The organism is Paracoccus sp. SCSIO 75233, from assembly GCF_027912675.1.
Lineage (GTDB): Bacteria > Pseudomonadota > Alphaproteobacteria > Rhodobacterales > Rhodobacteraceae > Paracoccus.
This window is the reverse complement of record NZ_CP115757.1, coordinates 90943-112269: the sequence shown is the minus strand read 5'-3', so window position 1 is coordinate 112269 and position 21327 is coordinate 90943. Positions and strand designations below refer to the sequence as shown.

At 63.4% G+C, this 21327-nt stretch carries 19 protein-coding genes and 1 tRNA gene; 7 read left to right on the top strand and 13 right to left on the bottom strand.

Annotated features, from left to right (window positions below; translation table 11 throughout):
- Positions 1–72: 72 nt before the first annotated feature.
- The 3 genes from PAF12_RS00580 to leuB all read right to left on the bottom strand — a co-directional run bounded on the left by PAF12_RS00580 (position 73) and on the right by leuB (position 2313).
- Positions 73–149 (bottom strand) — tRNA-Pro (locus PAF12_RS00580).
- A 67-nt stretch (positions 150–216) separates the two neighbouring features.
- Positions 217–1191: a DMT family transporter gene (locus PAF12_RS00575; protein ID WP_271108085.1), complete on the bottom strand. Its 975-nt coding sequence runs from the start codon at positions 1189–1191 to the stop codon at positions 217–219.
- Positions 1192–2313 carry a 3-isopropylmalate dehydrogenase gene (gene leuB / locus PAF12_RS00570; protein WP_271108084.1) on the bottom strand — a complete coding sequence of 374 codons (1122 nt, stop codon included), beginning with the start codon at positions 2311–2313 and terminating at the stop codon, positions 1192–1194.
- A 167-nt stretch (positions 2314–2480) separates the two neighbouring features.
- On the opposite strand from leuB, the gene PAF12_RS00565 reads away from it, so the two are divergent.
- A complete protein-coding gene (locus PAF12_RS00565; RefSeq protein ID WP_271108083.1) occupies positions 2481–2855 on the top strand; it encodes a hypothetical protein in 375 nt (124 codons plus the stop codon).
- 2 nt (positions 2856–2857) lie between these two features.
- On the opposite strand, the gene PAF12_RS00560 is transcribed toward PAF12_RS00565, so the two are convergent.
- The 3 genes from PAF12_RS00560 to leuC form a co-directional block, all read right to left on the bottom strand.
- A complete protein-coding gene (locus PAF12_RS00560; RefSeq protein ID WP_368045150.1) occupies positions 2858–3907 on the bottom strand; it encodes an endonuclease/exonuclease/phosphatase family protein in 1050 nt (349 codons plus the stop codon).
- Positions 3898–4503, bottom strand: coding sequence for a 3-isopropylmalate dehydratase small subunit (gene leuD, locus PAF12_RS00555; protein ID WP_271108082.1), 606 nt, complete (start codon positions 4501–4503; stop codon positions 3898–3900). The genes PAF12_RS00560 and leuD overlap by 10 nt, the downstream gene beginning before the upstream one ends.
- 90 nt (positions 4504–4593) lie before the next feature.
- A complete protein-coding gene (gene leuC, locus PAF12_RS00550; protein WP_271108081.1) occupies positions 4594–6036 on the bottom strand; it encodes a 3-isopropylmalate dehydratase large subunit in 1443 nt (480 codons plus the stop codon).
- 287 nt (positions 6037–6323) lie between these two features.
- Between leuC and PAF12_RS00545 the strand changes: the two genes are divergently transcribed.
- Both PAF12_RS00545 and rpsO read left to right on the top strand, forming a co-directional pair.
- Positions 6324–6869 (top strand): pseudouridine synthase, encoded by a 546-nt coding sequence (locus tag PAF12_RS00545; protein WP_271108080.1) that lies wholly within the window; start codon positions 6324–6326, stop codon positions 6867–6869.
- A gap of 150 nt (positions 6870–7019) precedes the next feature.
- Positions 7020–7289 (top strand): 30S ribosomal protein S15, encoded by a 270-nt coding sequence (gene rpsO / locus PAF12_RS00540; RefSeq protein ID WP_271108079.1) that lies wholly within the window; start codon positions 7020–7022, stop codon positions 7287–7289.
- 366 nt (positions 7290–7655) lie between these two features.
- Here rpsO and PAF12_RS00535 read toward each other — a convergent pair whose 3' ends face one another.
- A complete protein-coding gene (locus PAF12_RS00535) occupies positions 7656–7901 on the bottom strand; it encodes a hypothetical protein (protein ID WP_271108078.1) in 246 nt (81 codons plus the stop codon).
- Between the two features lie 63 nt (positions 7902–7964).
- Positions 7965–9575 (bottom strand): isocitrate lyase, encoded by a 1611-nt coding sequence (locus PAF12_RS00530; protein ID WP_271108077.1) that lies wholly within the window; start codon positions 9573–9575, stop codon positions 7965–7967.
- A gap of 214 nt (positions 9576–9789) precedes the next feature.
- On the opposite strand from PAF12_RS00530, the gene PAF12_RS00525 reads away from it, so the two are divergent.
- Both PAF12_RS00525 and PAF12_RS00520 read left to right on the top strand, forming a co-directional pair.
- Entirely contained in the window at positions 9790–11223 is a 1434-nt protein-coding gene (locus PAF12_RS00525) for a short-chain fatty acyl-CoA regulator family protein (RefSeq protein WP_271108076.1), read from the top strand.
- A 77-nt stretch (positions 11224–11300) separates the two neighbouring features.
- Complete coding sequence (locus tag PAF12_RS00520; protein ID WP_271108075.1) at positions 11301–12068, top strand: hypothetical protein; 768 nt, start codon at positions 11301–11303, stop codon at positions 12066–12068.
- 67 nt (positions 12069–12135) lie between these two features.
- Here PAF12_RS00520 and prpB read toward each other — a convergent pair whose 3' ends face one another.
- From prpB to PAF12_RS00500, 4 genes are all read right to left on the bottom strand, one after another.
- A complete protein-coding gene (gene prpB / locus PAF12_RS00515; RefSeq protein WP_271108074.1) occupies positions 12136–13050 on the bottom strand; it encodes a methylisocitrate lyase in 915 nt (304 codons plus the stop codon).
- Between the two features lie 177 nt (positions 13051–13227).
- Positions 13228–14364 (bottom strand): 2-methylcitrate synthase, encoded by a 1137-nt coding sequence (gene prpC / locus PAF12_RS00510; protein ID WP_271108073.1) that lies wholly within the window; start codon positions 14362–14364, stop codon positions 13228–13230.
- Between the two features lie 19 nt (positions 14365–14383).
- Positions 14384–15898, bottom strand: coding sequence for an MmgE/PrpD family protein (locus PAF12_RS00505; RefSeq protein WP_271108072.1), 1515 nt, complete (start codon positions 15896–15898; stop codon positions 14384–14386).
- Positions 15895–16386 (bottom strand): acyl-CoA thioesterase, encoded by a 492-nt coding sequence (locus PAF12_RS00500; RefSeq protein ID WP_271108071.1) that lies wholly within the window; start codon positions 16384–16386, stop codon positions 15895–15897. The genes PAF12_RS00505 and PAF12_RS00500 overlap by 4 nt, the downstream gene beginning before the upstream one ends.
- Before the next feature lie 23 nt (positions 16387–16409).
- Here PAF12_RS00500 and PAF12_RS00495 point away from each other — a divergent pair, with 23 nt between their 5' ends.
- Positions 16410–17804, top strand: coding sequence for a short-chain fatty acyl-CoA regulator family protein (locus PAF12_RS00495; protein ID WP_271108070.1), 1395 nt, complete (start codon positions 16410–16412; stop codon positions 17802–17804).
- Here the strand turns inward: PAF12_RS00495 and PAF12_RS00490 are convergent.
- Positions 17783–18676: a LysR family transcriptional regulator gene (locus tag PAF12_RS00490; protein ID WP_271108069.1), complete on the bottom strand. Its 894-nt coding sequence runs from the start codon at positions 18674–18676 to the stop codon at positions 17783–17785. The two genes, PAF12_RS00495 and PAF12_RS00490, sit on opposite strands and share 22 nt — an antisense overlap.
- A 92-nt stretch (positions 18677–18768) precedes the next feature.
- On the opposite strand from PAF12_RS00490, the gene metE reads away from it, so the two are divergent.
- On the top strand, positions 18769–21042 hold the full coding sequence (gene metE, locus PAF12_RS00485) for a 5-methyltetrahydropteroyltriglutamate--homocysteine S-methyltransferase (RefSeq protein ID WP_271108068.1): 2274 nt from the start codon (positions 18769–18771) through the stop codon (positions 21040–21042).
- Positions 21043–21327: the final 285 nt, after the last annotated feature.

Below are 21327 nucleotides of genomic sequence, written 5' to 3'. Positions count from 1 at the left end.
GCTTTGCTAACGCAAAGGAAGAATAGTGGCCACTTGAGGACGACTTCAGTGGCAATCCTCAATCGGGAAAACTGGTCGGAGCGAGAGGATTCGAACCTCCGACCCCCTGCTCCCGAAGCAGGTGCGCTACCAGGCTGCGCTACGCTCCGACCGTAGGAGGGGCAGGTAGCGCGAGCCGGGGCGGAATGCAAGGGGTCTCTCGTGGGAATTCGCCGATCAATGCGATGAACCGCTGCGATTGAACAGCACCCGCTGGATGAGGGTCGAGCGGGGGGCGGTCACGGTTTCGGTCCGCAGGCGCGAGGACAGCACAGGGCGCTGGCTGTCATCGCCGCGGCTGCGCTCTCGCCAGACGATATAGAGCCCGGAGATTATGATCACCCCGGCACCGGTCACCGTCGCCGCATCCAGCCGTTCGCTGAAGATGAACCAGCCATAGACCGAGGCCCAGATGATCTGGGAATACTGCATCGGGGCAACAATCGCGGCCTCTCCTGCGCGGTAGGCCATGATCATCAGGAAGTTCCCGATCAGGCCCAGCACCGCGATCATGCCGGCCAGCCCCAGATGCGGAAGCTGCATCGGCACATAGGCGATGGTCAATCCGGCACCTGTCACCAGAAGATTGCCCAGCATCGGCCACATCAGCAGCACCAGCGGGCGTTCGGTTCCGCCCAGTTTGCGGGTCACGACGGCAACGGTGGCGCTACAGCAGGCCGCCAGAAGCGCCGCCAGATGGCCGAGCGACAGCGCCTGACCAGAGCCCGGACGCAGCACGATCAGCACCCCGATCAGGCCGAGCCCAATCGCCAGCCAGCGATGAATACCGACCTTCTCCCCCAGAAGCGGGATCGACAGGATCGTGATCAGCAAGGGCGCGGAAAACAGGATCACATAGACCTGCGCCAGCGGCAGGACCGAGAAGGCGTAGAACCCGAACACCCCGGCCATCATTGCGCAGACGGACCGCAGCGCCACCCATGCGGGCCGGTTCGCGCGCAGCGTGCCCGGGGTGCGTTCCTGCACCAGGATCATGGAGATCAGCGGAAAGGACAGGAGCGAGGAAAAGAACAGCACCTGCAAGGACGGGTAGTAGGCGCCGAGCGTTTTGATAACGGCATCATGGGTGGCGAACGCCCCCATTGAGAGAAGCGCGAAGCCGATACCTCTGATATTGCCCGACGCCGCCACTTACGCGCCCGCCAGCGCCGCGACGATAAGGTCGCCCATTTCAGAGGTCGAAACCGGCGTACCGCCCTCCGGCCCCATCAGATCGGCGGTGCGCACGCCCTTGGCCAGAACCGCCTCAACCGCCGCTTCCAGTTGATCGGCGGCCTGCCCTTCGTTGAAGGAATAGCGCAGCGCCATCGCGAAGCTGAGGATACAGGCGATCGGGTTCGCCTTGCCCTGCCCGGCGATGTCCGGGGCGGAACCATGCACCGGCTCATACAGCGCCTTGGGACGGCCATTCTCCATCGGCGCACCCAGTGAGGCGGACGGCAGCATGCCAAGCGATCCGGTCAGCATTGCCGCCAGATCGGACAGAAGGTCACCGAACAGGTTGTCGGTCACGATCACATCGAACTGACGCGGCGCACGGGTCAGCTGCATCGCACCGGCATCGGCATACATATGCGACAACTCGACCTCGGGATATTCGTTGTCATGCACCCACTGGACTTCTTCGCGCCAGAGAATGCCCGACTCCATGACATTCGCCTTCTCCATTGAGCAGACCTTGTTGCCGCGCTGCTTCGCCAGTTCAAAGGCAGAGCGCGCCACCCGCCGGATTTCGCCCGAGGTATAGCGCTGCGTGTTGATCCCAACCCGGCCACCTTCGTTATCCGGGTTGTTGTTGTCGTCGTGAATGCCGCGCGGCTCGCCGAAATAGACGCCGGAGGTCAGCTCACGAACGATCAGAATATCGAGACCGGCGACGATGTCGCGCTTGAGCGAGGAGAAATCGGCAAGCGCGTCGAAACACTGGGCGGGGCGAAGATTGGCGTAAAGATCCATCTCCTTGCGCAGACGCAGCAAGCCGCGCTCCGGCTTCACCGAAAAATCGAGCTGATCGTATTTCGGACCGCCGACCGCGCCAAGCAGAACCGCGTCCACGGACTGCGCCTTGGCCATTGTTTCATCGGTCAAAGGCGTGCCATGCGCGTCATAGGCGCAGCCGCCGACCAGACCTTCGGACACCTCGAAGCGCATGCCGCGATTGGCCTGGAACCAGTCAATGACCTTGCGAACCTCGGCCATGACTTCGGGGCCGATGCCGTCACCGGGCAGGATCAGAAGCGAGTAATCGGACATGTCTTCCTCGTGATTTTCAGGGTTTGGGTTGGGGTAGCCGCGTGTTTCGACAGGGTCAAGATCACGCTGATTTGGGTTGCGATTCGGTGTAGGATCGTGCGGATTCGCTTGATGACGCTGATTCCCGGGAAAGATACATGATCCGCAGTTCCGCCATACAACTTGTGATGGCTTTTGTTATAACGATAAGCGCCGCCCCTGTTCTGGCGGAAGGTCGGGTTGCCGTGCCGGTGCCGGATTTGTCCGGCATGTCGGACGCGGATGCCGAGAAGCTGATCGCGGCGCTTGCCCAGATCAACGTGATCACCTCGAACTGCCCGGAATACCGGGTCAGCGACGGTGAATGGATGCTGCTGACCGGGACCGGCGATCTGTTGTCGAATATGCTCGGCCTCGATCCGTCGGCCTATGACAAGACCTATTTCGGCCCCGCTTTCGACACGCTGGACGATCCGGGTGCCTGCGACCGGATCGGGCCGAAAGCACGCCCGATCATCGACGATCTGATCGAAATGGGCGGCGGTACGGAACCGACTGACTAGGTTCATCCCCCAGCCTCCACATCGACCCAGACCAGCCGGTGATCCGATGCCGCAATCGCGGCGGAGCGGCTTGCCTCATCCTGCGCAGGCCAGAATACACCCGATCCCCGAACGGTCAGCCCTGCCGAGGGCAGCACATAGGTGACCCGCAAATTGCCCGGATCACCCCCCGGCCAATCGACGGTATCAAGCGCGGGATCACCCGCATGATCCGCATCGCCTGCCGCCAGAGCACCCGCACTTCGCGGCGCAGGATCCTGAAGGCGCGGATCGGCCAGCAGGTTACGGATCGCCTCATGCCGGCCATCGCCATCGACCGGATCGAGATTGGCATTCCCCGCGATCACGAAATCCGCATTGGGCAGATGATCGATCCAGAAGGCAATCTCGTCATGATTGCGGCGGCCATTGCGGTCCTCCGCCCCGTCGAAGACCGGCGGGCTGGCCCAGAATGCCAGCACATGCAAAGGCGGCTCCGTCAGCAATTCAACATCCCAATGCCCGGAGGAGGAAAGCCGCTGCACCTCCCTCGCCTCCGCGCTCAGTGAATTGCCGATCATATTGCCCGGCATGTCGCGCCATAAAACGCCGCTGTAATCCGTCACCTCGCCAACCGGCAGGCGCGACAGAAGCGCCATTGCGTTCTGCCCGCTGAACCTGCCCCAGCCATGCGCATCCGCCGCCTCGCCAAGCCGCCCGTCACCATCCAGATCCGAGCCGCTTTCCATCCCCCGGTTCGGGCGCGGCGCGACAATATGGGGATAGTCGACGCCAGAGCGTTTCAGAAGCTGCACAAACGCCCGCAGCCCAGCCAGATCATGATCCCAGTCGATGCCGGTCAGGACCAGTACATCCGGCTTCACCTCCGCAATCACCAAGGCGGCAGCGAGGATCTGCGGATCGTTGCCCTTCTGAATATCGCGCAGCAGCAAGCCCGGTCCGTCGCGTGTCAGTCCGGGGTTGTAGCTTGCGATGCGCAGCGTCTCGGCGGCGGCCGCAGACAGGAGAAGCGGCGACAGGAAAGCCGCCGCCAGGGCCGCGTTCAGACCCAAGGGCGCGACTGGCCCGCAGCCTGCTCGAACGCGTCGATTGCCGCGCTTTTCTCAAGCGTCTGACCGATATCGTCCAGCCCGTTCAGCAGGTTATGCTTGCGGGTCGGGTCGATCTCGAAGCTATATTCGGTGCCGTCGGGCGAGGTGACCGTCTGCGCCTCCAGATCCACGGTCAGCTTCGCGTTTGCGCCGTTGCGGGCATCCTCCATCAGCGCATCCACGGCTTCCTGCGGCAGCTTGACCGGCAGGATGCCGTTCTTGAAGCAGTTATTGTAGAAAATATCCGCAAAACTGGTGGAGATCACGCAGCGGATGCCAAAATCCAGAAGCGCCCAAGGGGCATGTTCGCGCGACGAGCCGCAGCCGAAATTATCCCCCGCAACAATGATCTCCGCATTGCGGTAGGCGGGCTGGTTCAGCACGAAACCCTCGATCTCATTGCCCTCGCGGTCGTAGCGCATTTCATCGAACAGGTTCTTGCCGAGACCCGAGCGATGAATCGTTTTCAGGAACTGCTTCGGGATGATCATATCGGTGTCAATATTGACCAGCGGCATGGGCGCCGCAACGCCGGTGAGTGTGGTGAATTTGTCCATGTCCTAAATCCTGTCTGGTGGCGCCTGTATCATGCGCGCACGGCCAGCAGACTGACCGTGCGGCGCATCGATAGAAGCGGCTAACTCATCTCATGCCTCGACCGCGCCGATGATCTCACGCACATCGACCAGATGCCCCGCCACGGCGGCAGCGGCGGCCATCGCGGGCGACATCAGATGGGTGCGGCCCTTATAGCCCTGACGCCCCTCGAAATTGCGGTTGGAGGTCGCGGCGCAGCGTTCTTCCGGCGCGAGTTGGTCGGGGTTCATGCCAAGGCACATGGAACAACCCGCCATGCGCCATTCAAAGCCTGCATCGGTGAAGACCTTGTCCAGCCCCTCCTCCTCGGCCTGCGCCCGCACAAGGCCCGAACCGGGGACAACCATGCCGCGCACACCGTCGGCGAGCTTCTTGCCCTTGAGGATATCCGCCGCAGCGCGAAGATCCTCGATCCGGCCATTGGTGCAGGAGCCGATGAAGACCGCGTCGATGGCGATATCGGTCAGCTTGGTGCCGGGTTCGAGGCCCATATAGTCAAGCGACCGCCGCGCGGCCTCGACCTTGCCGCCGGTGAAATCTTCCGGCGCGGGAACGGTTCCGGTGATCGGCAGCACGTCCTCGGGCGAGGTGCCCCATGTCACGACCGGCGCAATATCCTCGCCCCGGATGGTGACGACCTTGTCGTAATGCGCGCCCTCATCGGTGTGCAGCGTCTTCCACCATGCCAGAGCGGCCTCCCACGCAGCCCCTTTCGGCGCATGCGGACGGCCCTTCACATATTCGAAGGTCTTTTCGTCAGGCGCGATCAGACCCGCACGCGCGCCGCCCTCGATCGCCATGTTACAGACCGTCATGCGGCCCTCCATCGACAGATCGCGGATCGCCTCGCCGCAATATTCGATGACATGGCCATTGCCGCCCGCCGTGCCGGTCTTGCCGATCACCGCGAGCGTGATGTCCTTGGCGGTCACACCGGGGCGCAGCTTGCCGGTGATTTCGACCTTCATGTTCTTGGACTTGGACTGGATCAGCGTCTGCGTGGCCAGAACATGTTCGACCTCCGACGTGCCGATGCCGTGGGCGAGCGCGCCGAACGCGCCATGCGTCGCCGTGTGGCTGTCGCCGCAGACAACGGTCATGCCGGGCAGGGTCCAGCCCTGCTCCGGTCCGACGATATGGACGATGCCCTGACGGATGTCGTTCATCGCATAGTAATTCGGCAGGCCGAACTCCTTCGCGTTCTTGTCCAGCTCGGCCACCTGAATGCGGCCCTCGGGGTTTTCGATGCCGTTCACGCGGTCGGGCGTCGTCGGCACGTTATGGTCCGGAACAGCGATGGTCTGATCCGGGCGGCGGACCTTGCGGCCCGACATGCGCAGCCCCTCGAAGGCCTGAGGCGAGGTGACTTCGTGGACCAGATGGCGGTCGATATAAAGGATTGTCGTGCCGTCATCGGTGACATCGACGACATGGGCGTCCCAGATTTTATCGTAAAGCGTGCGGGGCGCGCCCGCGTTGGTGGTGCCGGTCATGGCTTTTCTCTTTTTCAGAATGGCTCATAAGGGTGATCTGGCAGGTGCCGGATCACAGTCGGGCAGTCACGGACAGGCTTTCGCCATAGAAGCGGCCCGGAAGGCGGGCGCGGTCGTGAATGTTGAAATAGCGCATCATGGATGCGGAGATTACGCCCGTGACGCTGCCGAGGCAAGGGATTCGGCACCGGGCCGTCCCCGCCACCCGTAGGGTGCGCTTCAGCGCACCACCAACACCACCACGCATCACCCTTGCTCTCACCCCCCAGCCTTGCCACAACCACCCCATGCTGATCCTGCTGAACAAACCCTATGGCGTGCTGCCGCAATTCACCGACAACTCCGCCACGCCACGCCCGACGCTGGCCGACTATGTCAATGTGAAGGGCGCCTACCCCGCCGGACGGCTGGATATGGACAGCGAGGGGCTGATGCTGCTGACCGACGACGGCAAGCTGCAAGCGCGGATTTCCGACCCGAAACACAAGATGGCAAAGACCTATCTGGTACAGGTCGAGGGCAGCCCGGATGACGCGGCGATGAAGGCGCTCCGGCAGGGCGTAACACTGAAAGACGGCCCCACCCTGCCCGCGAAAGTCGAGGCGATCCCTGCCCCCGATCTCTGGCCGCGCGATCCGCCGGTGCGGGTCCGCAAGACAGTGCCGGATCACTGGCTGCGCCTGACCATCCGAGAGGGCCGCAACCGGCAGGTGCGGCGCATGACAGCCGCCGTCGGCCTGCCAACGCTGCGGCTGGTGCGCTGGCAGGTCGGGGATTGGGTTCTGGGCGATCTGCGGCCCGGTGAGTGGCGGGAAGCCGGACGAGCGGATTGAGCTGCCTCATCCGACAGGGCTTTCATTTTGCGGGAGAATTGCGTATACGCGCCCGTCCGTTGGGAGATCCCGGCGGACATCCTCCACGGGCCTGTGCTGGACGACATCCCGGCCTGCGCCATAACCCTTTGTTTTCGAAAGGAGACCCCGATGTCGATTACGGTTGAAGAAAAGAATCGCCTGATGAAAGAATTTGCGACCAAGGAAGGCGACACCGGTTCGCCCGAGGTTCAGGTTGCGATTCTGTCGTCGCGGATTTCCACGCTGACGGAGCATTTCAAGACCCACAAGAAGGACAACCACTCGCGTCGTGGCCTTCTGAAGCTGGTCGCACAGCGCCGTAAGCTGCTGGACTATCTGAAGGGCAAGGATGAGGGCCGTTATACCGACCTCATCAAGCGTCTGGGCATCCGCCGCTGATGTTCTGAGCGGCTGCGGCGCGGTCTTTCGCGCTGCCGGTCAGGCTTGGATCTCTATAAGAAAACGCTCGTGGTTTTGGCTGCGGGCGTTTTTCTTTTGCGCCCTGCGGGGTGGGGCAACGGGTGCGGGCGTTGCGTTTGGTGCAATTGGCGCCGGCGAAGGGGATTGGGCCGGGATTGCTGGGGGTTTGGGGTGTGATTTGCGTACACGGGGTGTGCACAGGGTGTACACAGGGGGTGCACTGGTTGGGAGGGGTGGTGGTGCGCTGAAGCGCACCCTACGGGGGTGGGGATATAAATTTGGGGTCGGGATATGGAAAAGGCGGGCTCAAGGCCCGCCTTTCCGGTTTCATGTTCAGGCTCAGGGTCAGGCTTTGCCGTCTTCGGCCTTGTCGCCGGTGCCGCGGATCGTCGGCACGATCTGGTCGCCCCATGCGCCTGCGCCGTTATGGAAGCGCGAGACGCGGATCAGCTCTACCGAGACGCCTTCATTGACGGCACGTTGTACCGCCTCGTTCACGCGATGGACGGCCTCTGCCACGCGGTGAATGGCGCGGGTTTCGCGGTCAGCCTCGGGAAGGTCGACGCGTTGGAATTCGGTATCTGCACTCATGTCTCGGTCCTCCGTTGAGAATCCCCGCCACCTTAGCGGCGGGGATCGGCAGTTTACAGAGCCTTATTCGGCTGCGAACTGGTTCATCGTGTTCTTGGAACCGCCGGCTTTCAGCGCACGGTCGCCGCCGACCATTTCCTTGAACGTGTCGCCCAGATCGGAGCCGACCTCGTGCTGGTGCTTGACCGCGCTGATACCGCGACGGATTTCCTCGCGCTGAACGGTTTTGACATAGGCCAGCATCTTGTCGTCGCCGAAGTAGCCGCGCGACAGCTCGTCCACCGATTTCGCGGTCAGGTGGAAGGTCGGCAGGGTGATCAGGTTGTGGAACACACCGGCCTGAGTCGAGATGTCATGCTGGAAGCGCTGCAGACGTGCATCGGCTTCCTGACCGAGTTCGGTCGCATCGTAATCCGGCTTCATCAGCTCATTGCCATCCGGGTAGTCACCGGCAGCGATCTTGCCTTCGTTCACCCATTCCTCGCGGACCTGCTTGCGCAGGTTCAGGGTCCAGTTGAAGGATGGCGAGTTGTTGTAGACCAGCTTGGCATTCGGAACCGCCTCGCGCACCTCGTTCACCATACCGGCGATTTCGGCGACGTTCGGGGTGTCGGTTTCGATCCACAACATGTCCGCGCCGCCCTGCGTCAGGTTGGCGATGCAATCCTCGACCACGCGCGCCCGGCCGGAGCCTTTCTTGAACGGGAAGAGACCGTTCGGCAGGCGCTTCGGCTTGACGAATTCGCCGTTCTGCATGATCGCCAGCTCGCCGTCGCGGACCGGGTTTTCATCGGTGATCGCATCGGTGTCGAGCCATTTGATATATTCGGAGGCCAGATCGCCCGCTTGCTGCGACACCGGCACCTTCTGGGTCAGACCGGCGCCGAGGCTGTCGGTGCGGGCCACGATGACACCATCGTCAACGCCGAGTTCCTCAAAGGCCAGACGGCAGGCACGCAGTTTCTCAATGAAGTCCTCGCGCGGCACGGTGACCTTGCCGTCCTGGTGGCCGCACTGCTTGGCGTCGGAGACCTGGTTTTCGATCTGCAGGCAGCAGGCACCGGCCTGGATCAGCTCTTTGGCGAGCAGATAGGTCGCATGCTCGTTCCCGAAACCGGCGTCGATATCGGCAATGATCGGCACGACATGCGATTCGAAATTGTCGATCTTCTCGATGACGGCATTGCGGGCTTCGTCATTGCCGGCGGATTTCAGTTCCTTGAACAGGTCGTTCATGGCGACTTCATCAGCCTGACGCAGCGAGACATAGATCTCGCGGATCAGGTCGGCGACGGCGGTTTTCTCGTGCATCGACTGGTCCGGCAGGTGGCCCCAGGTGTTGCGCAGACCGGCGACCATCCAGCCCGACAGGTAGACATAAGCGCGCTTGGTTGTGCCCCGCAGGCGCTTGACCGATTTGATCATCTGCTGGGCGTGGAAGCCCGACCAGCAACCCAGCGACTGTGTGGAGAGCGTCGGATCGGCGTCATAGGCCGCCATATCCGCGCGCATGACGGTTGCCATGTCGCGGGCGATATCGAGATGGGTGTCATAGCTGTTCTGCAGCTTGAGCTGGACGATATCGTCGATATTCACGCCGCCGACGGTCTGGCCGTTCGGGTAGCGCTTTTCGAGTTCCGCGCGGAGTTCGGCGTAGGTTTTCCGGTTTGCCATGGTCTCTCCTTTCATGACGTCTTTTGTTCTTGCCATGCAGGTCGCGGGTGTCGGTCCACTCGCTGCATCTCTATTCGTTTCTGCGGGGCGATTCCCGCCTTTGCATTTGTTACTCTAGTAATGTCATGCTTGTTATGCATTAGCTTATTGTGGGAATCAGGTCATTCTGTAACAATTGTAAGATCGGTTACGTTTGTAATGTCAGGAATGTAATATGGCGCGCGGCGAAAAGCTAATCATTGGCAAGCGGCTCAAGGTGTTGCGCACGACACTGGGTCTGACGCAGGCGCAGATGGCGGAGCAGCTTGATGTGTCGGCGAGCTATATCACGCTGATCGAGTCGGATCAGCGCCCTGCCTCGGCCAAGCTGCTGATGCGGCTGGCGCAGGTCTATGACATCAATGTGGCAGAGCTTGCGCCCGGCACCGACACGCAACTGGCCGTGGATTTCGAGGCGGCGCTGAAAGACCCCTCGCTGGAGACGGACGCGGTCAGCCGGGCGGAGATGGAGGCGGTGCTGCAGGCCTCGCCCCGCATCGCCTCCGCCCTTGTGCGGCTGCAGGGGCGGTTGAGCGATGCGATGATGCGCGGGCAGGCCGATGACAATCCGCTGACCGACCGCAACAAGGTCGAGGTGCTGGCCCAGATCGCCAAGCCTGTCGAGTTGGTGCGGGATTGGTTCTACGACAACCGCAACTATATGGACGCGCTCGACCGGGAGGCGGAGAAGGTGGCGGAGAAGAACCGCATTCACCGGGACGAGACCGGGACCGGGCTGCACCGGCTGCTGGCCGCGCATAATGTGCGGGTGCGGCGGCTGCCCGCCTCGGTCATGGGGGGATCGCTGCGCCGCTATGATCCGCATCGCAAGGAGCTGATGCTGTCGGAATTGCTGGACGCGGCGAGCCGGCGGTTCCAGATCGCGGTGCTTCTGGCGCGGCTGGAATATGAGGATCTGATCGACGAAATCATGTCGCAGGCGGAACTGGAGGGCGACGCGACGCGCAGTCTGGCGCGGGTCAGTCTGGCGAATTATTTCGCCGCCGCCTTGCTGATGCCGTACCAGCCCTTCCTCGCCGCCTGCGAATCGGAGCGTTACGATCTGGAGGTGATCGGCCATCGCTTCGGCACCAGCTTCGAACAGACCGCGCACCGGATGACGACGCTGCAACGGCCCGAGGCACGGGGGATCCCGTTTTTCTTCGTGCGGATCGACCGGGCCGGGAATGTCTCGAAACGGTTCAGTGCAGGGCGGTTTCCGTTCTCGCGCTTTGGCGGCACCTGCCCGTTATGGAATATTCATGCCGCGTTCGAAACGCCGGGGCGCATTCAGACGCAGTTGATCCGGATGCCGGAGGGGACGCGTTATTTCTCAATCGCGCGGACGGTGACGCGGGCGGGGGGCAGCGCCTCGGCCCCGGCGCCGCGTCTGGCGGTCGGGCTGGGCTGCGACGTCGCTTTCGCGCCGCGTCTGATCTATGCCGATTCCATCGATCAGGAGAAGGTGCAGCCGACCGATATCGGGCTGAACTGCTTCCTGTGCGAGCGGCAGAACTGCGCCTCGCGTGCGCAAGCCCCGATCAACCGCAACCTGTCGGTGAATGAGTGGGAGCGGAGCGTGGCGCTGTTCAGCTTCGAGGGCGAATAGCGGCGGTTAAGCGCCGGGAAGGGTTTCCCGCCTAGCCTGCGGTCATGCGATTCGTGTTGATGCTATGTCTGGTACTGATGCCCGTTCGGGTTGCCGCCTCCGGGGATGAGGCGGCGGCGTTGTGCGAATGGGCGTCGCAGACAGCGGCGGCCGAGGCCGGGGTGCCGGCGGATATTCTGGGCGCGCTGACGCTGACGGAGACCGGGCGACGGCGGGACGGGGTGGTCCGGCCCTGGGCGTGGAGCGTCAATGCGGAAGGGAATGGAAGCTGGTTCGACGATCCCGGCGCGGCGATGGCCTTTGCCGAGGCGCGGGTGACAGAGGGGCGGCTGAATGTCGATATCGGGTGCTTCCAGTTGAATTACCGCTGGCACGGGATGCATTTCGCCTCCGTCGCGGAGATGTTCGATCCGCTGAACAATGCCCGCTACGCGGCACGCTTCATCAGCGATCTGTACCAGGAGAGCGGCGACTGGCGGATTGCTGCGGGGATGTTTCATTCCCGCACGCCGAAATATGCGACCCGGTATCTGACGCGGTTCGACGAGTTGCGCGCGTCCTTGCAGCGCGGCGGCTTCGGCGGGATGCGCGGCACGGCGGAGACCTATAACCGCTTCGCCGCAGCAGCGCCCGCCGATCTGGCGCGGCTTGGCCCGCCCTCCCGCAGCGTGCGGATTGTGGAGAAACGCATGTTGCTCGGCGCGCCGCTCGGGACCGGGGTGACGGGGATGCCGGGGTCGCTGGCGGCGATTGGCGGGAAGCGAACCGCATTGATCGCCCCTGTCCGGGGGCCACTATTCGGGCCGGATGTCGTTAATGACGCGCTGCCGCCACCCGATCTGTAATGTCCCGACGAAAAAACCGCCGGACAAGCCGGCGGTCTGAGTTCTCGCGACGAAAGACAGGGGCGGTCTATGCCTTCCAGTCAGGGGCGACCGAGGCGGCGATGCTGGCATCAAGCGCCTCAAACGCGTTCAGGCCGATCGTGTCGTAAAGCTCCTGCCTCGTCTGCATCTCGTCCAGCATGGCGGTCGTCGCGCCGTCGCGGGCGATTGCCGCATAAAGCTTCTCCTGCGCCTTGTTCGCAACCCGCAGCGAGGAGACCGGCCAGATCACCATATCGTAGCCGAGATCCTGGAACTCCTGCGCGGTCAGCGCCGGGGTGCGGCCGAATTCGGTCATATTGGCCAGCAGCTTCACGCCGGGCAGCGCGGCGCGGACTTCCTTGAACATCTCGACCGAGGTCAACGCCTCGGGGAAGATCGCATCCGCCCCGGCCTCGACATAAAGCTTCGCGCGCGCGACCGCGCCTTCGAGCCCCTCGCTTGCGGCGGCATCGGTACGGGCAATGATGCGCAGATGTCGGCGGGCCTTGGCGGCGGCGGCGACCTTGGCGGCCATGTCGGCAGCCGCGGCCAGTTTCTTGTCGTTCAGATGGCCGCATTTCTTGGGCAGCAACTGGTCCTCAAGATGCACGGCACCGGCACCCGCGTCCTCAAACGTGCGGACCATGTGCATGACGTTCAGCGCCTCGCCATAGCCGGTGTCGCCATCGACCAGCAGCGGAAGGCCGGTGGCCCGCGCGATCTGGCGGATGAAGAAGGCGACCTCGTCCACGGTGATGATACCGAGATCCGGCAGACCCATCGACGCGGTCATCGCCGCGCCGGACAGATACAGTGCCTCGAACCCCGCAGCCTTGGCCTGAAGCGCGGACTGACCGTTATGCGCGCCGGGCAGGCGCAGGATGCCGGGGGCGTCCAGAAGCGTCTGGAAGCGCTGACCGGCGGGCACGTCGTTATATTCGGCCCCGATGAGATATGGCATGTATGTTTCCTTACATTGAAATTGCCGAGGACAGATCAGAGCCGCATTGCACAGCCGTCGCGCCAGCGACGGCCACGCGTCCGCCCTCCCCCAGGCGGGCGCGTTGCGCGCCCACCAGGTCGGACGCTTTCCGTTCAGAACGACCCATGTCGCGCATCTGCCATCAGCCTGTGATCCTCAGCCGCGCTTCGCCAGCGGCACGAATTCCCGGTTCTCCGGCCCGGTGTAATGCGCGGAAGGCCGGATGATCTTGCCGTCTTCGCGCTGCTCCAGCACATGCGCGCCCCAGCCCGAGGTCCGCGAGATCACGAAAAGGGGCGTGAACATGGCCGTCGGCACACCCATGAGGTGATAGGACACGGCACTGAACCAGTCGAGATTTGGGAACATCTTGCGTTCCTCATCCATGACCGTCTCGATCCGTTCGGCCACGTCATAGAGCCGCGTATCGCCGGCCTCATCCGAAAGCTGTTTCGCAACCCGCTTGATGACCACGTTGCGGGGATCGGAGACCGTATAGACCGGGTGGCCAAAGCCGATGATGATCTGCTTTTCGGCAACGCGGGCGCGGATGTCTTCCGCCGCCTCGTCAGGGGTCGCGTAGCGGGACTGGATGTCGTAGGCGACCTCATTCGCGCCGCCATGTTTCGGGCCGCGCAGCGCGCCGATGGCCGCCGTGATCGCGGAATACATGTCCGACCCGGTCCCGGCCACCATCCGCCCGGTGAAGGTGGAGGCGTTGAACTCATGCTCCGCATAGAGGATCAGCGAGGTCTGCATCGCCCGGATATGGCTCTCCGACGGGGTCTTGCCATGCAGCAGCCGCAGGAAATGTTCCGCGATGCTGCGCTCATCCCCTTCGACATCGACGCGGCGGCCATTATGGCTGTAGTGATACCAGTAGAGCAGCATGGAGCCGAGCGAGGCCATCAGCCGGTCGATCACATCGCGCGCGCCAGCCGGGTTGTGGTCATGCGTCTCCGGCAGAACGCAGCCTAGGGCGGACACGCCGGTGCGCATGACATCCATCGGATGGGTGGCGGCAGGAAGCTGCTCCAGCACTTGCAGCACCGGGGCGGGCAGCCCGCGCAGACGCGCGAGCTTTTCTTCATAGGCGGCAAGCTGGGCCTTGTTCGGCAGGGTGCCGTGAACCAGCAGATGGGCGATTTCCTCAAACGTCGCGGTTTCGGCGAAATCGAGAATATCGTAGCCGCGATAATGCAGGTCGTTGCCGTGTTCGCCGACGGTGCAGAGCGCGGAATTACCGGCCTCCACCCCCGACAGGGCGACGGATTTTTTCGCTTTCTTGGCCATTATGTCCTCCCCTCCCCGATTACGATTTGAAGTCGAAGATGCCGGTCGGGCGCGGATCGCCCAGCTTGCCGGGTTCGACGACGAAGTTGAGCGCCGCAAGATCGCCCGCCTTCAGGTCACGCAGCGCCTCTGCCGCTTGCAGGAAGCGGGTCTGTTCCGCAGCCGACAGGATGCCTTCGGAGAGCGTCAGGAACTTGTTCTTGTAGTTCTTGCGCACGAAGGGGCGGGCGCCATCGGGATGGGCGTCGGCAAGGGCAAGCTCATCCTCGATAACCGTGCCGTCCTTCAGGGTCACGACGACGCGGCCGCCGAACGCCTTCTCCTTCGGGTCCTTGGAGTGGTAGCGGCGCGTCCATTCCTTGTCCTCGGTCGTGGAAATCTTGTGCCAGAGTTCGACGGTTTCCGGACGGTTCGCGCGTTCCGGGGCGTAGGATTTCTCGTGATGCCAGCCGCCATCCTCAAGCGCCACGGCGAAGATATACATGATGGAGTGATCCAGCGTCTCGCGGCTGGCCTTCGGGTCCATCTTCTGCGGGTCGTTCGCGCCGGTGCCGATCACATAATGGGTGTGGTGGCTGGTGTGGATGACGATGTTGTCGACCTTGGACAGATCGCCGACCTTCGGCCCCATCCGGCGGGCGAGGTCGATCAGGGCTTGGCTCTGGTATTCCGCCGAATGCTCCTTGGTGTAGGTGTCGAGGATGGCGCGCTTGGCCTCCCCCTTGCCCGGCAGCGGGACGTTGTAGATCTTGCCCGGACCGGACAGCAGATAGGCGATGAAGCCGTCCTCGCCCTCCCATGCGGGCGACGGCGCGCCCTCGCCGCGCATCACGCGGTCCACAGCCTCGATCGCCATCTTGCCAGCAAAGGCGGGGGCATAGGCTTTCCACGAGGAGATCTCGCCCTTCCGCGACTGGCGGGTGGTGGTGGTGACGTGAAGGGCCTGCTGAACGGCCTGATAGATGGTCTCGGTGTCGAGCCCCAGAAGCGTGCCGATCCCTGCCGCCGCTGACGGGCCGAGATGGGCGATATGGTCGATCTTGTGTTCGTGCAGGCAGATGCCGGTTACCAGATCCACCTGAATTTCATAGCCGGTCGCAAGGCCCCGGATCAGCTCGGCACCCGACTTCCCGGTGTGTTGAGCAACGGCGAGGATCGGCGGGATATTGTCGCCAGGGTGAGAGTAATCCGCCGCCAGATAGGTGTCATGGAAATCCAGTTCCCGAACCGCGACACCATTGGCATAGGCGGCCCATTCCGGCGAAATGGTCGTGCCGCTGTCGACGCCGAACACGGTCGCACCGGGCTGATAGGGATGCGCCATCGCCTGCGCGCGGGCCGAGGCAACCGGACGGCGGGCGACAGACGCCGCCGCGACGGAGGCATTGTCGATGATCCGGTTGATGATCATGTCGGTCACGTCGTCATCGACGGCCACGTCATCGGCGGCCACCTCGGCGATTTTCCACGCCAGTTGATCCTCGCGCGCCAGATCTTCGGCCGATTTATAGGTGCGGACTTCGTGTTGGTTCATGTGATTATCTCCCGTGACGTGAATTTTTTCGGCCTGCCGTCCTGATTGACGGCGACCATCTGAAACTGACCTTGCGCGACCGTGGCGGCGTCTCCGGTTTCGGGATTTTCCCTTCGCCCGGTAACGTCGACCATCATGGAGCTGCGACCGGCATCGATCACCCGCGCCTCTACCGAAAACAGGCTGCCCACTGGGATCGGCTCATAAAAACGCATGTCCTGAACCGCTGCGAGAACAACCTTTTCGCGGGCATGGCGGCTGGCGGCGGTGAATGCCGCGCTGGCCATCATCGACAACGCTTCGCCCGCGAACAAGGTGCCGTGATGGTTGCTGTGCGTGGGCCGCACCAGCTCTGTCATCACTGTCACCTCGGGCTCGGGGTCCACCATCGCGATCCTTCGCAAGATTTGCAGGCCAATCTTCCCATAAGCCAGTATTCGCAGTAAACATTGATCTTGTGCAGAGTTGCGAAGCCTGCCACGATACATTGCGAATCTTGCGAAGGAAGCTGATGAGGAACGCCTATATGGGCAGCCAGTTGCGGCGCTTGCGTGGGGATCATGCGATGACGCAGGCCGCGCTGGCCCGTGCTTTGAACCTGTCGCCTAGTTATCTGAACCAGATCGAGCGCAATCAGCGGCCGGTCACCTCGGCTGTGCTGCACAAGCTGGACACGCTGTTCGGGCCGGAGGCGCAGGTGTTCCACGATGCGGGCGACGGCAGGCTGGCGTCGCGGCTGCGGGCAGCGCTTGCCGATCAGGGCGGGCCGGTCAGTCAGGCGGAACTGCACGATCTGGCCGACAACACCCCCGGCCTTGCCAAGCTGATCCTTGATATGCGCAGGCGGCTGCGCGCCGCGACGGAGCGGGCCGATCTGCTGGCAGAGCAGGTCTCCGGCCAGCCCGGCCCGGCTGCTGCACCGACCGCGTTCGAGGCGGTGCGGGACTACTTCTATGGCCGGCGCAACCACATCGCCACGCTCGACCGGGCGGCGGAGCGGATGGCAGAGTGGCTTGATCCGCGGGCGCGGGCTGCGGGGGTTGAAAGATTGCTGGCCGACCGGCACGGCATCCACGTTGCGACCGGCACCGAGGGCGGCGATCTGCGCCGTCTGGATACCGGGGCCGGGGTGCTGCACATCGCGGCACGGCTGACGGAGGCGCAGCGGGCGTTTCAGCTTGCCACCCAGTTCGCACTTCTGGAGGAGGCGGCAGCGATCGACCGGCTCTGCGAAGGCAGCGGTCTGTCGGCGGAGGATCAGCCATTGCTGCGGATCGGGCTGGCGAACTACTACGCCGGGGCGCTGATCCTGCCTTACGGGCGGTTTCTGGCGGCGGCGGAGGCGGAGCGCTATGATATCGAATTGCTGGCGCAGCGCTTCGGTGTGGGGTTCGAGACGACATGCCACCGGCTGTCCACCCTGCAACGACCCGGTGCGCAAGGGGTGCCGTTCTTCTTCATCCGCGTGGACCGGGCGGGCAATATCTCGAAGCGGCAATCGGCGACGGATTTTCACTTCTCGCGCTTTGGCGGGTCATGCCCGCTGTGGACGATATACGAGGCATTCTCGCGGCCCGGCGAGGTGCTGACACAGGTCGCGCAGATGCCTGATGGACGGCGCTATCTGTGGGTTGCGCGCACGGTCAGCCACGGTCAGGGCGGCTATGGCGCGCCGGTCAAGCATTTCGCCATAGCCCTTGGCTGCGATATCGCCCATGCGGAACGGCTGGTCTATGCTCGGGGGCATGATCTGGGCGGCACTGCGCAGGCCACGCAGATCGGGCCGGGCTGCAAGCTGTGCGAGCGTCCTGCCTGTGCGCAGCGGGCGTTTCCGATGATCGGGCAGCGCGTGGCGGCGGAACCGTCGCGCAGCGGGTTTGCGCCCTACTCGACCGGGGAGGTCTGAGCCGCGGTTTCGATAAATCCACGCAGGAAATCGGGGGCCGCGTCATCCTCGCGAAAGCCCAGATGGATATGCTTGGGGATACCCGCCTCCCCCAATCGCAGCGAGGTCAGGCCGGGCGGGACGTTATCCTCCTGCAGCAGCCAGTCCGGGATCGCGCTGACGCCGCGCCCGGCGGCGACCATTTGCAGCATGACATCCGTAGTCTCGACCACCCGATGCCGGCGCGGCAGACAACCGGCGGGGACCAGAAACCTGGTGAAGATGTCCAGCCGTTCGGCCGGGACCGGATAGGTGATCAGGGTCTGGTCGCTGAGATCCTGCGGGGCGGCGACCCGCTTTCCGTTGAGCTTGTGGCCGGACGGCACAGCCAGCACCATCTCATAGCCGAACACCGGCTGGTAGCGGATGCGTTTCAGCGCGACCGGATCGGGCGTGATCAGCAGGTCGATTTCATGGCCGAGCAGCGCCGCGATACCGCCGAAGCGGAAGGCCGATCTGATGTCGAGATCAACATCTGGCCAGTCGCGCAGATAGGGGCCGATCACCCGGTTCAGCCATTGCTGGCAGGGGTGACATTCCATCCCGATGCGCAGGCTGCCGCGTGTCCCGCTGGCGAAATCCTCCAGCACCCGCTCCGCATGTTCGAGCTGCGGCAGGACGCGCCCGGCGAGGTCGAGCAGATAGGTTCCGGCCTGGGTAAGGCGCAGCCCCCTGCCCGCCTTCTCCCACACGGCGACGCCGTGCCGCGCCTCGAATTTGCGCATCATGTGGCTGACGGCGGATTGGGAGATGTTCAGCTTGTCCGCCGCCGCCGTGACGGAGCCGAGCCGGTCGACCTCGCGGAGAATGGTCAAATGTTGCCGATCAATCATGATCCATATTCATTGATTTATGAAAACATACCATTTTTGTTCATTGATTTACTCCGCTAGTCAAGCCCCGGCAATCACATTCGGAGCATGACATGGCACAATCGGCAAATCTGGGCTTTCCGCGCATCGGCGCGCGGCGTGAGTTGAAAAAGGCGGTCGAAGCCTACTGGAAGGGCGAAACCGACGCGGCGGCGCTTGTGGCTGAGGGCAAGCGTCTGCGGGCGGCACATTGGCAGGCGCAGGCGGATGCGGGGATCGGGGTGATCCCGTCCAATGATTTTTCGTTCTACGATCAGGTACTGGATATGGCAGCCCTGCTGGGCGCGGTGCCAGCGCGGTTCCGGGATGCAGGCGACGGGCTCGATCTCTATTTCGCGATGGCGCGGGGGACCGACGCCGCCCCGGCCATGGAGATGACGAAATGGTTCGACACGAATTATCACTACATCGTGCCGGAGTTTTCGCGCGACCAGAGCTTCAGCCTGTCCTCGGCGAAACCTGTCGAGGAGTATCTGGAGGCCAAGGCGCTCGGCATCGAAACCCGCCCGGTTCTGCTTGGCCCGGTCAGTTTCCTGTCGCTTGGCAAATCGCGTGATGACGGGTTCTCGCCGCTGGAGCATCTGGATGCGGTCCTGCCGGTCTATGCCGATCTGCTGGCGCGGCTGCACGAGGCCGGGGCGGCATGGGTGCAGATTGACGAGCCGGTGCTGGTTTGCGACCTGACCGAAGCGCAGCGAAACGCATTCAGCCGCGCATATGCGGCCTTGGCGGATGCCGGGCCGAAGCTGATGCTGGCCAGCTATTTCGGCGGGCTTGGCGACAATCTGGAGGTTGCGACGGGCTTGCCAGTCGCGGGGCTGCATATCGATCTGGTGCGCGCGCCGGAGCAGTTGGCCACGGTTCTGGCGAATTCCGGCGGCAAGGTGATTTCGCTCGGTCTGGTGGACGGGCGGAATATCTGGAAAACCGATCTGGCGCGGGCGCTGACCGTCGCAGGAAAGGCGGTGCAGCGCTTGGGGTCTGATCATGTCCAGATCGCACCGTCCTGTTCGCTGCTCCATGTGCCGGTCGATCTCGATCAGGAAACCGGGCTGGATGAGGAGCTGAATTCATGGCTCGCCTTCGCCGCGCAGAAACTGGCCGAGGTGGCGACGCTGACCCGGGCCTTGAACGACGGCGAGGACGCGGTTGCGGATGCGCTCGCGCAGAACCGCGCGGCTTGCGAGGCGCGCGCGGTTTCTCCGCGCATCCATGACCCGTTGGTGAAGGCGCGTGTCGCTGGCGTGACCGATGACGACCGCAAGCGGAGATCGCAATTCACCGACCGGATCGCGAAGCAGCAGGACAGGCTGAAGCTGCCGCGCTTTCCGACGACGACGATCGGTTCCTTCCCGCAGACCCAGCAGGTGCGCCGCGCCCGTGCCGACCATCGGAAGAGGGCAATTTCGGACAGCGCCTATGATGTGTTCCTGAAAGCGGAAACCGAGGCCTGCATCCGGCGGCAGGAGGAAATCGGGCTGGATGTTCTGGTGCATGGCGAGTTCGAGCGGAACGATATGGTCGAGTATTTCGGCGAGCAGCTTGCCGGTTTTGCCTTCACCAAATTCGGCTGGGTGCAAAGCTACGGCACGCGCTGCGTCAAGCCGCCGGTGATCTTCGGCGATGTCTCGCGCCCGAAGGCGATGACTGTCGCGTGGTCGGCCTATGCGCAGTCGCTGACCGACAGGCCGATGAAGGGGATGCTGACCGGGCCGGTGACGATCCTGCAATGGTCCTTCGTTCGCGACGACCAGCCGCGCCGGACCACCTGCGAACAGATCGCGCTTGCCATCCGCGACGAGGTCGCCGATCTGGAGGCCGCCGGGATTGGTGTGATCCAGATCGACGAACCGGCGCTGCGCGAAGGCTTGCCGCTGCGCCGCGCGGCGTGGGAAGGTTATCTGGCGTGGGCCGTCGATGCATTCCGCCTGTCGGCCAGCCCGGTCCGGGATGAGACGCAGATTCACACCCATATGTGCTACTCGGAGTTCAACGACATTATCGGGTCGATTGCTGCGATGGATGCGGATGTGATCTCCATCGAAACATCGCGCTCGGACATGGAGCTGCTGCGGGTCTTCGCGGATTTCGATTACCCGAACGATATCGGGCCGGGGATATGGGATATTCACGCGCCACGCGTCCCGTCGGGTCAGGAGATGACCGGATTGCTGCAAAAGGCGGCTGCGGTCATCCCGGCGGAACGGCTCTGGGTCAATCCGGATTGCGGGCTGAAAACCCGAGGCTGGGACGAGGTGGAGGCGTCGCTGCGCAATCTGGTCGACGCCGCCCGGACCCTGCGTGAGGACCGGTCGGCAGCGGCGTGACACCCAAGATCATAGCAAGGCCCGTCCGTGTGGCGGGCCTTTTTTATATATCCGCGTGGCACGACAGCATCACCTGAAAAGGCGCTGCAGGATTGCTTTGACAAACGTCGCGCCTTGCAAGGCCTTTTTCTGCAAGGCGAAGATCGGGTTGCGCGCAATTCGTCATAGGCAATCAGGCCGGATTGCATCCATTACCGCCGCCACGGCACCCAATCACGGCTGGACACGCGCCCGTCAGTCGTTACGCTGAATACATTCTGAGATGCTTCCCACCCAAACAGGCAG